The organism is Pseudomonas sp. 18.1.10 (assembly GCF_024655625.1).
Taxonomy (GTDB): domain Bacteria; phylum Pseudomonadota; class Gammaproteobacteria; order Pseudomonadales; family Pseudomonadaceae; genus Aquipseudomonas.
Genome location: NZ_JANLGL010000418.1, coordinates 1 through 2,291 on the forward strand (window position 1 = coordinate 1; position 2,291 = coordinate 2,291).

The window sequence follows — 2,291 nt, forward strand, 5'->3', positions numbered from 1 at the left end:
GGTGGGTCAGTCAACATAAATAGCGACTGACACTCCGCATTCGCGAGCAAGCCCGCTCCCACACAAGCCCACTCCCACATTTATTGGGTTGTGTCAGGTGTTGGCGAGGTTGGCCAGTTCACTGCCGGAGATATACCGCTGCAGGTTCGCCAAGAACGCATCCGCAATCTCATGACGACTATTCGTCGAAATCGCCGACGTATGCGGCGACAACCGCACCCTCGGATGCGTATACAACGGATGCCCATCCGGCAACGGCTCCGGCTCCGTCACATCCAGCGAGGCCAGCCCGATCCGGCCGTTATCCAGGGCCTCCAGCAATGCCTCCTGGTCCAGCAAACCACCGCGTGCAATGTTGATAAGGTGCAGCCCCGGCTTGGCGCTGCCGAGCACGTCGCGGTCAATCAGGTTGCGTGTGGCCTGGGTCAACGGCGCGGCCACCACCAGGTGGTCGGCGCGGGCGAACAGGTCGTGGATATCCTTCGCGGCTTCCACGCCCGCACTGAACGGCGCCGAGCTTTGGCGCAGCGCCACAACGTTGATCCCCAAAGCCAAGGCCTTTTGTGCAAGGCTCTCGCCAATCGCACCAAAGCCGAGGATGCCCAGCGTGGTGCCCTTGAGCGGACGCAGCGGGGTGAAGTTCCACTGTGAGTCCTTTACCCAGATATCCGGCAAATGCTTGGCCGCGGCAAAGATCGCTGCCAGGGCGAACTCCGCGAGGTTATCGGCCGCACTGCCGCGCGAGGTGGTCACCGGCGGGCCGTTGAACAGCCACTGCGGGTAGAAATCGATGCCCGACGACACCAGGTGCACCCATTGCGCGCCGTACGGCCAACCCGGTGGCGGCGTATCCGGGGCGGTGTAGCCACGCACGTTGATCGGGCGCAGCAGGAGGATATTAGCCTGGGCCGGCAGGTCGCTGGGGACACCGACGGGCACGCCGATCACCTGGGCTTCGGGGTGGATCGCTTTGAGGCGCTCGCGGATCACCTCGTTGAAATCTTCATCCAGCTGGCTGGCGATAATCACCTGACTCATGTCCGTTCCTTTTGACGTTGGGCGAAGACGGCTTTGCCGACGCCTTGCAACACGGCGTCGTCCTGTGGTGTGTGGACGCGGCTGCACAGCACGTCGCGGTAATGCCGTTGCAAGGGGTTGAGGCGCGACAGGCCAGGGTTGCCCGAGGCTTCGATGGCGAGTTCTACGGCGCGGATCGCGTTGTTGGTCACCAGGTACTTCAACTGCGCGGCGTTGGCGGCGGGGGTATGGCCTTCGGCGGCGGCGTCCAGCAGGCTGCGGTTGGCAAACAGCAGGGTGTCGATATGGCCGACGGTTTCCTGGAAGCGCGGCAGGGTCGCCAGCGCGGCGCCGAGGTTGGACGGCGCGCGCTGTTCCAGCCAGTTCACCAGCCAGTCCCGCGCGGCGTGGGCCACGGCGTCGTACACCGAGGACAGCAACACCGACATCCACAGGAAACCTTCGGCATCCAGCTCCGCCGACGGCGCGCTCCACGGGCTGACGCTGACGGCGTGGTCCAGGGGCACCAGCACGTTATCGAGCACCACTTCATGGCTGCACGTGGCGCGCATGCCGAGGTGGTCCCAGGTGTCGATGATGCTCACGCCGGGACTGTCCTTGGGCACCAGCCAGGCACCCACCAGCGGGTCGGCGTCGTCGCTGCGGCCCCACACGCTGAACCACGTCAGGCCGTGGCTGCCGGTGGAGTAGATCTTGCGCCCGCTGATGCGCCAGCCTTCGGCGGTGCGCACGGCGGTCGTCGCCGGCAGGCCGCCCCGGGCTGGGGTGCCGAGGTCGGGCTCGACGCGCAGGGCGTTGATTAATGCGCCGTTGCGTACGGCGTCCTCGGCGACGCGGCTGCGCAGGTGCGCGGGCCAGGTTTTGCTGTCTTGCAGGCGCGTGTGTTGCAGGTACTGCATCACCAGGATCAGCGCGGTGGAGGGTTCGCCCTTGGCAATCGCACTGATCGCCTTGCGCGCCTGGGGCAGGCTGGCGCCGCCACCGCCGAGGGATTTGGGCACGGTGAGGGCGACGAGGCCGTGTTCGTGGAGCAGTTTGAAGTTGGCGTGGGGGAAGGTGCCGCTTTCGTCGTAGAGGTGCGCGGTGCTGGCCAGCTCAAGGCTAAGGCGTTCGAGCAAGGCTTCGAAATTGGCGACTTCCACGGAGCGTAGAGACGGTTGAGACGATGAAGTCATGATGAATGTACTCGGTCAAAATGTGGGAGCGGGCTTGCTCGCGAAAGCGGTGTGTCAGGCAACTGATTCACTAACTGA

The 2,291-nt window shown here is 64.9% G+C and carries 2 protein-coding genes; both read right to left on the reverse strand.

Going from position 1 to position 2,291, the window contains the following annotated elements:
- Positions 1-93 precede the first annotated feature (93 nt).
- Positions 94-1,038 carry a D-isomer specific 2-hydroxyacid dehydrogenase family protein gene (locus NUV89_RS29300; protein WP_257784060.1) on the reverse strand — a complete coding sequence of 315 codons (945 nt, stop codon included), beginning with the start codon at positions 1,036-1,038 and terminating at the stop codon, positions 94-96.
- On the reverse strand, positions 1,035-2,213 hold the full coding sequence (locus NUV89_RS29305) for an acyl-CoA dehydrogenase family protein (RefSeq protein WP_257784061.1): 1,179 nt from the start codon (positions 2,211-2,213) through the stop codon (positions 1,035-1,037). The genes NUV89_RS29300 and NUV89_RS29305 overlap by 4 nt, the downstream gene beginning before the upstream one ends.
- Positions 2,214-2,291: the final 78 nt, after the last annotated feature.